Genomic DNA, 7,147 nt, shown 5'->3' with positions numbered 1-7,147 from the left:
CGGCCGGCGCCGACCTCGGTGACCCGGGCGAGCGGCTCGGCCTCCCGGCCGGCGGCAGCGGCGCCGTCGCGTCCTACGGCCGGCGGCTCGTCGGGCTGTTCGTCGACTGGGGGCTGTCCCTGCTGGTCGCGAGCCTGCTGGCGCGCTCGCTCGGCTGGGACCCGTCGCAGCGCAGCATGTGGACGCTGGTCGTCTTCGCGATCCAGGCGTGGCTGCTGACCGCCCTGCTCGGCACGACGATCGGCAAGCGGCTGTGCGGCATCCACGTCGCCCGGCTGGACGGGAAGCCCGTCGGCCTCGGCTGGTCGCTGGTCCGGACGCTGCTGCTCGTGCTGGTCGTCCCCGCGCTCATCTGGGACCGGGACTACCGCGGCCTCCACGACCGCGCCGCCAACACGGTCGTCGTGAACATCTGACCGTGCTCCCTACAGGAACTCAAGAAGGATGCCGTAGGGCATTTCTCCGAAGAGACCTCAGCCACGCACGCGAGCGCGCTAACTGACCGGTGAGGCGAAGCCGGAGGCAAGCCTCACCGGGAAGATCGCGAAGCGATTCGCGCTCGCACAGGCCAGGTCACGGAGCGAGCGCCAGCGAGCGCAGTGGGCCTGGACTGCAATCAACTCAGCGCATCTTGGGCTTGGGGCCCTTGGGCATCTTGACGCCCTTCGGGATCGGGCCCTTCGGCATCTGCATCGACCGCGGGAGCGCCTGCAGCCGGTCGTTCAGCTCGGCCACCTGCGGCTTCTTGAGGTTGCGGGGCAGCTTCATCAGATGGCGCTGCAGCTTGTCCACCGGGATCTGGCCCTCGTCGGTCCCGACCTGCACGTCGTAGATCGGCACCTGCTGCGCGGCACGGGACAGGCGCTTCTTCTCGGCGCCGAGCAGCGGGCCGACGCGGCTGCGCGGGCCCTCCGACACCAGCACCACGCCTGGGCGGCCCACCGCGCGGTGCACCATGTCGAGGTTGCGGTTGCCGCTGACGGCCTCGGTGACCGTCCAGTCGCCGCGCATGTTCTTCAGGATCGCGACGGCGGCGCCCGGCTGCCCGGCGATCGCCTTGTACTGCGCGCGCTGCGCCAGCTGGCCGAACACGATCATGCCGACCGCCAGCGCGGTCAGCACCCCCATCGGGATGAAGAACCACAGCTGGCCGAAGACCAGCCCGATGAGGATGACGACGACCAGGGCGCCGATCGCCGAGGCGAACACGATCGGCAGGGCCTTCGGGTCGGCCTGCCGGAGCAGCTGGGCGACCATGCGGATCTGCTTGAGGCGGCCCGGACGCTCCTGGGCCCCGTCCGTGGGCTTCTTCGACATAAATCCAAGGATAGTCGTGTCGCGGCGTTCGCGCGCTCAGCCCTCCCGCGCCTCGATCGCCTGCTTGTACAGGCGGCCGGCGCGGTAGCTGGACCGGACGAGCGGCCCCGACATGACGCCCGCGAAGCCGATCTCCTCGGCCTCGGCGGCCAGCTCCACGAACTCCTCGGGCTTCACCCACCGCTCGACCGGGTGGTGGCGGGGGCTCGGCCGCAGGTACTGGGTGATCGTGACGAGTTCGCAGCCGGCCGCGTGCAGGTCGCGGAGGGCCTGCGAGACCTCCTCGCGGGTCTCGCCCATGCCGAGGATCAGGTTGGACTTGGTGACCAGGCCGTCCGCGCGCGCCATCGTCAGGACGTCGAGGGAGCGCTCGTAGCGGAAACCGGGCCGGATCCGCTTGAAGATCCGCGGGACGGTCTCCACGTTGTGCGCGAGCACCTCCGGCCGGGACGAGAAGACCTCGGCGAGCTGCTCGGGCACCGCGTTGAAGTCGGGGATCAGCAGCTCGACGCCGCAGCCGGGGATCGCCGCGTGGATCCGCCGGACGGTCTCGGCGTACAGCCAGGCCCCGCCGTCGTCGAGGTCGTCGCGGGCGACGCCGGTGACGGTGGCGTACTTCAGTCCCATCGTGGCGACGGACTCGGCGACGCGGCGCGGCTCGTCCCGGTCGAGTTCCGCCGGCTTCCCCGTGTCGATCTGGCAGAAGTCGCAGCGCCGGGTGCACTGGTCGCCGCCGATCAGGAACGTGGCCTCCCGGTCCTCCCAGCATTCGTAGATGTTGGGGCAGCCGGCCTCCTGGCACACGGTGTGCAGGCCCTCGGACTTCACCAGCCCGCTGAGCTCGCGGTACTGCGGGCCCATCTTCAGCCGGGTCTTGATCCACTCGGGCTTGCGCTCGATCGGGGTCTGGCTGTTGCGCGCCTCGACGCGCAGGAGCTTGCGTCCCTCAGGTGTCACCGTCGTCACGGCACCCAGCGTACGTCGGGATCTCCGGTCCGGCACATCGGCCGCCGCGGGGCTCAAAGGCGTATCGGAGCGATCTCGAACGCATGACAGTACCCTCTTCACCTCGCTGATTCGCGTGTTTCCGCCATGTCCAACAGCCGATCTCTCTAGGGTGACTCCCTGTCGTCACGCAACAGCGTTAGCAGGAGGACCGCCGTGGGTCTGGCAATGTCGTACCTCAGGGTGCCGCCGGTACTGGAGGGGGAGCCCGATCCCGGCCGGATCGCCCGCCACGTCTTCGGCACCGCCGACTGGCGCCGGCGCGGCGCGGCGGAGCTGTTCGATCTCGGCTGGGCGTGGCAGGCGGTGCACTACCTCGTCACCGGCGACCCGTGGGACGGGCGGCAGCCCGAGGCCGACCTGGTGTGCGGGGGCCGGCTGCTCACCGAGGACGGCGCCGACGAGCTGGGCATGGACGTCATCTACCTGGCGCCCGACCGGGTCAAGCCGGCCGCCGACCACCTGGCCGCGACGCCGTTCGCGAAGCTCGCCGAGCGGTACGACCCGGCGGCGATGGGCCGGGCGGGCGTCCAGGACGCGGGCAGGCTGGACGGCGCCGCCCGCGACAGGGTGCTCAAGCCCGCCTACGACGGGCTGGCGAAGTTCTTCGGGGCGGCCGCCGCCGAGGGGCAGGCCGTGTACAAGGTGATGTTCCCCGAGGGCTGAGCCCGGCGGGCGCTCAGGCGCCCAGTTGCGCCTTGGTGCGGTGGAGTGCGGCCACCGCGCCGAACGCGGCGGCCAGGTGCCGCTCGACCATCGGGACGACCTCGGCGACCGGCACGTCGCGGCCCAGTTCGGCGCTGAGGCTGGTGGAGCCCACGTCGCGGATCCCGCAGGGGACGATCTTGTCGAACCAGCCCAGGTCGTTGTCGCAGTTGAGCATGAACCCGTGCATCGCCACGCCCCGCGCCACCCGGATCCCGATGGAGCCGATCTTGCGGTTCGGGGCGCCGGGCACCCACAGGCCGCTGTGCCCCTCCACGGTGACGGTCTCCAGACCGAACTCGGCGCAGACGTCCATCATCATCCGCTCGAGCAGCCGCACGTAGCCGACCACGTCCTTCGGGTCGTCCAGCCGGACGATCGGGTAGCCGGTGAGCTGCCCCGGGCCGTGCCAGGTGATCTTGCCGCCGCGGTCCACGTCCACGACGGGGGCGCCGGGGTCGCCGAGCGGGCGGTCGAGGGCTCCGGTGCGCTTGCCCGCCGTGTAGACCGGCTCGTGCTCCATCAGCAGGACGGTGTCGGGGATCACGTCGTCGACCCGCAGCGCGTGGGTGCGCTTCTGCAGTTCCCATCCGTCCGTGTAGGGAACGGCCGCCGTGCCGAACCCGGCGTGCACCACCACCAGCTCGCGTACGTCCACATCGCTCACGGATGCCAGCTTAAGCCCTAATGGCGCGCCGCTTCAGAGTTCGGCGAGGAGGCGGGGCTGCAGCCGGTGCTCCTTCGCCGTCCCCGGCCCGTCCGGCTCGACGCGGTAGGCGCCGGCCTCGCGCCGGTAGGAGACGGCCTGCACGAACTCGGTGCCGACGTAGTGCAGCCCGACGGCCTCGTCGGCCGCGTACCCGCCCGGCAGCGACCCCTCGCCGACGAGCTGCTGCAGCAGCGGGCGCCGCTGCGGGTCGCTGTCGTAGTGCACCCCGCAGGAGAACGGCAGGAAGCCCAGGCCGTCGGTCAGCGGGCGGAGCTGCGGCCCGAAGGAGTCGGTGTTGCCGCCGACGTGCCAGCACAGCGCGCCCGCGCTCTGCCCGGACAGGACGACGCCCTCCTGCCACGCCTCGCGCATGATCTCGTCCAGGCCGTGCAGCCGCCACAGCGCCAGCAGGTTCGCCACGCTGCCGCCCGACACGTACACCAGGTCCTGGGTGAGCAGGTGCGCCCGGACGTCGGGCACGTTCGGCATCGGGAACAGGGTCAGGTGGCTGACCTCGGCGTCCATCGACGAGAACGCGGCGTAGAAGCGCGCGACGTACTCGGCGCCGTCGCCGACCGCCGTGGTGAGGAAGCAGACCCTCGGCCGGTCCTGGCCGGTCAGGTCGAACGCGTAGCGCAGCAGCGGGCTGGGTGCGAGCCCCTCCCTGCCGTCCGGCACGAACGTGCCCCCGCCGATCGCGAGAATGTGCGGCTGTCCGTCGGTGCTCATTCACCCTCCTCTGACCAAGCTCTCTCAATGTCACCGTATGGCTACCGAACGGGAGCGGCCGGGACTTTGACGATTCTTGGGACTGACAGGACTCACGGGACGGGGCTCACCGCGCGCGCCTCGCGCGCGGGCTTACAGGGCGGGGCTCGGGACCGACAGGGCGGCGGCGAGGGCGTCCGCCACGTCGTCGTGGGCGAACCGGAAGCCGGCCTTCTCCAGCCGCCGCGGCAGGACCCGCTGGCTGATCAGCGGCCCTTCGGCGGCGAACTCGCGCAGCGCGGCGCGGAGCGCGAACGCGGGGACGGCCAGCCGCGTCGGCCGGTGCAGCACGCCGCCGAGCGCCCGCGTGTAGGCCTCGTTGGTCACCGGGTTCGGCGCGGTCAGGTTGACCGGCCCGGCGATCTCCCGGTCGATGAGGAACCGCAGCGCCGCGACCTGGTCGGCCAGCGAGATCCAGCTGATCCACTGCCGGCCGTCGCCGAGCCTGCCGCCCAGCCCGAGCCGGAACAGCGGCAGCGTCCGGCCCAGCATCCCGCCTTCGCGGGTCAGGATGACGCCGGTGCGCGGGTGGACGACCCGGACGCCCGCCTCCGCCGCGGGCGTGGCGGCGGCCTCCCAGTCGCGGACGAGGTCGGCCAGGAAGCCCTCGCCGGCAGGGGCGTCCTCGTCGACCTCGTGCCCGCCGGTGTCGCCGTAGTAGCCGATCGCCGAACCGCACACCAGCACGGCCGGGCGCCGCCCGGCCGCCGCGATCGCCTCCGCGATCGTGCGGGTGCCGACGACGCGGCTGTCCCTGACCTTGCGCTTGTACGCCCTCGTCCACGGCCGGTCGCCGATCCCGGCGCCCGCCAGGTGCACCACGGCGTCCGTGCCGTCCAGGGCGGCGGCCTCGACGCAGCCGTCGGCGGGGGACCACCGCGCCTCGTCCGGTGCGGACGGTTCGCGCCGTATCAGCCGGACGACCTCGTGGCCGTCCTCCCGCAGCGACTTCACCAGCGCCGAGCCGATGAGGCCCGACGAGCCCGTGACGGTGACCCTCATGGAACCCACCCTAGGTGGACCGCGCCACCGGCTGCTGAAATTCTCAGCGGCTCCCGGGTTTCCCCGGAATGGACCGCGGGCCCCCGCCGGCCTGCGGCGGGGGCCCGGGTCGCGAGCCGTCAAGGGCTCAGAGGCCGAGGTCGGCCTCGAAGTTGCCCTCCTCCAGGCGGTGCTTGATCGTGGCGAGGAAGCGGGCGGCGTCCGCGCCGTCGATCAGCCGGTGGTCGTAGGTCAGCGCCAGGTAGACCATCGAGCGCACCGCGATGACCTCGCCCAGGTCGGGGTCGTCGATCACGGCGGGGCGCTTGACGACCGCGCCGGTGCCGAGCATGCCGACCTGCGGCTGGTTGAGGATCGGGGTGTCGAACAGCGCGCCGCGGCTGCCGGTGTTGGTCAGCGTGAACGTGCCGCCCGCCAGCTCGTCCGGGCTCACCTTGCCGGCGCGGGTGCGCTCGGCGAGGTCGGCGATCCGCTGCGCGAGGCCGCCCAGGTTGAGCTGGCCCGCGTTGTGCACGACCGGGACCATGAGGCCCCGCTCCGGCACGTCCACCGCGATGCTGAGGTTCTCGACGTCGTGGTAGGTGACCTCGTTGGTCTCGCCGTTGATGACGGCGTTCAGCTTCGGGTGCGCCTTGAGCGCCTCGACGGTCGCCATGGCGAAGAACGGCAGGAACGACAGCTTGACGCCCTCGCGGGCCTGGAAGTCGGCCTTGGCCTGCTCCCGGAGCCGCGCGATCTTGGTGATGTCCACCTCGACGACCGTGGTGAGCTGCGCGGCGACCTGCAGCGACTCGACCATGCGGCGGGCGATCGTCTGCCGCATCCGCGACATCTTCTCGGTCCGGCCGCGCAGCGCGAGCTGCTCGGCGGGGGCGCCGGCGGGCGCCGGGGCCGGCTGCCGCCCCGCGGCGGGTGCCGCGGCGGGCGCCGGAGCCGGTGCGGGCGCGGCGGGCGCGGCCGGCTGCCGGGCGGCCTCCTGGGCGGCGCGGGCCGCCTCCAGGACGTCCTGCTTGCGGATGCGGCCGCCGACACCGGTGCCCTTGACCGTGGACAGGTCGACGTTGTGCTCGGTGGCGAGCTTGCGCACCAGCGGCGTGACGTAGGGCCCGTCGCCGGACGGCGCCTCGGGCGCGGGCTGCTGCGGCGCGGGCTGCTGCGCGGCCGGCGCGGGCGCCGGGGTCGGCGGCGCGGGCGGCTGCTCCTGGGCGGGCGGCGGCCAGGCGGCGGGCGGCGGGGCCTGCTCCTGGGCCTGCGGCTGCGGCTCGGGGGCGGGGGCCTCCTGCGCCGGGGCCTGCTGCTGCGGCTCGGGGGCGGCCTCCTGGGCGGGGGCCTCCTCCTGCGCGGCCGGGGCGCCGCCGCCGGCCGGTGCGTCGCCCTCGTCCCCGATGACCGCGAGCTCGGCGCCGACCTCGACGGTCTCGTCCTCGGCGACGGTGATGCTGGTCAGGATGCCCGAGGCGGGCGAGGGGATCTCGGTGTCGACCTTGTCGGTCGACACCTCCAGGAGCGGCTCGTCGGTCTCGACGCGCTCGCCCTCCTTCTTGAGCCAGCGGGTGACGGTGCCCTCGGTGACGCTCTCGCCGAGCTGGGGCATTGTGACGGAGACCGGCATGTCTCAGCGACTCCTTCGGAATACTTGTG

The 7,147-nt window shown here is 72.8% G+C and carries 8 protein-coding genes; 2 read left to right on the top strand and 6 right to left on the bottom strand.

Annotated elements, in window-relative coordinates:
- Positions 1 to 416, top strand: a 416-nt coding sequence (locus IEZ03_RS07415; protein ID WP_189241166.1) for an RDD family protein, incomplete at its 5' end; no start/stop codon positions are given.
- Between the two features lie 205 nt (positions 417 to 621).
- Here the strand turns inward: IEZ03_RS07415 and IEZ03_RS07410 are convergent.
- The gene (locus IEZ03_RS07410; protein ID WP_132046192.1) at positions 622 to 1,317 is read right to left on the bottom strand and encodes a DUF4191 domain-containing protein; all 696 of its coding nucleotides are present in this window, start codon (positions 1,315 to 1,317) and stop codon (positions 622 to 624) included.
- Between the two features lie 36 nt (positions 1,318 to 1,353).
- Positions 1,354 to 2,283: a lipoyl synthase gene (lipA, locus tag IEZ03_RS07405; protein WP_184886501.1), complete on the bottom strand. Its 930-nt coding sequence runs from the start codon at positions 2,281 to 2,283 to the stop codon at positions 1,354 to 1,356.
- Between the two features lie 195 nt (positions 2,284 to 2,478).
- Here lipA and IEZ03_RS07400 point away from each other — a divergent pair, with 195 nt between their 5' ends.
- Complete coding sequence (locus tag IEZ03_RS07400) at positions 2,479 to 2,988, top strand: YfbM family protein (protein WP_184886499.1); 510 nt, start codon at positions 2,479 to 2,481, stop codon at positions 2,986 to 2,988.
- 13 nt (positions 2,989 to 3,001) lie between these two features.
- On the opposite strand, the gene lipB is transcribed toward IEZ03_RS07400, so the two are convergent.
- The 4 genes from lipB to sucB form a co-directional block, all read right to left on the bottom strand.
- Positions 3,002 to 3,694, bottom strand: coding sequence for a lipoyl(octanoyl) transferase LipB (lipB, locus tag IEZ03_RS07395; protein WP_229808103.1), 693 nt, complete (start codon positions 3,692 to 3,694; stop codon positions 3,002 to 3,004).
- 33 nt (positions 3,695 to 3,727) lie between these two features.
- A complete protein-coding gene (locus IEZ03_RS07390) occupies positions 3,728 to 4,465 on the bottom strand; it encodes a Type 1 glutamine amidotransferase-like domain-containing protein (protein WP_132046189.1) in 738 nt (245 codons plus the stop codon).
- Between the two features lie 132 nt (positions 4,466 to 4,597).
- A complete protein-coding gene (locus tag IEZ03_RS07385; RefSeq protein ID WP_184886497.1) occupies positions 4,598 to 5,506 on the bottom strand; it encodes a TIGR01777 family oxidoreductase in 909 nt (302 codons plus the stop codon).
- A 127-nt stretch (positions 5,507 to 5,633) separates the two neighbouring features.
- Positions 5,634 to 7,118 (bottom strand): 2-oxoglutarate dehydrogenase, E2 component, dihydrolipoamide succinyltransferase, encoded by a 1,485-nt coding sequence (gene sucB / locus IEZ03_RS07380; protein WP_184886495.1) that lies wholly within the window; start codon positions 7,116 to 7,118, stop codon positions 5,634 to 5,636.
- Positions 7,119 to 7,147: the final 29 nt, after the last annotated feature.

The organism is Actinomadura livida, from assembly GCF_014648675.1.
GTDB classification, from domain to species: Bacteria; Actinomycetota; Actinomycetes; order Streptosporangiales; family Streptosporangiaceae; genus Spirillospora; species Spirillospora livida.
This window is presented reverse-complemented; position numbering and strand designations above follow the sequence as displayed.

What these genes read in the sequence shown, in the direction of transcription:
- IEZ03_RS07410 (WP_132046192.1), bottom strand. Translation starts at nt 1,317, where the DNA reads ATGTCGAAGAAGCCCACGGACGGGGCCCAGGAGCGTCCGGGCCGCCTC.
- IEZ03_RS07390 (WP_132046189.1), bottom strand. Translation starts at nt 4,465, where the DNA reads ATGAGCACCGACGGACAGCCGCACATTCTCGCGATCGGCGGGGGCACG.
- IEZ03_RS07385 (WP_184886497.1), bottom strand. Translation starts at nt 5,506, where the DNA reads ATGAGGGTCACCGTCACGGGCTCGTCGGGCCTCATCGGCTCGGCGCTG.
- sucB (WP_184886495.1), bottom strand. Translation starts at nt 7,118, where the DNA reads ATGCCGGTCTCCGTCACAATGCCCCAGCTCGGCGAGAGCGTCACCGAG.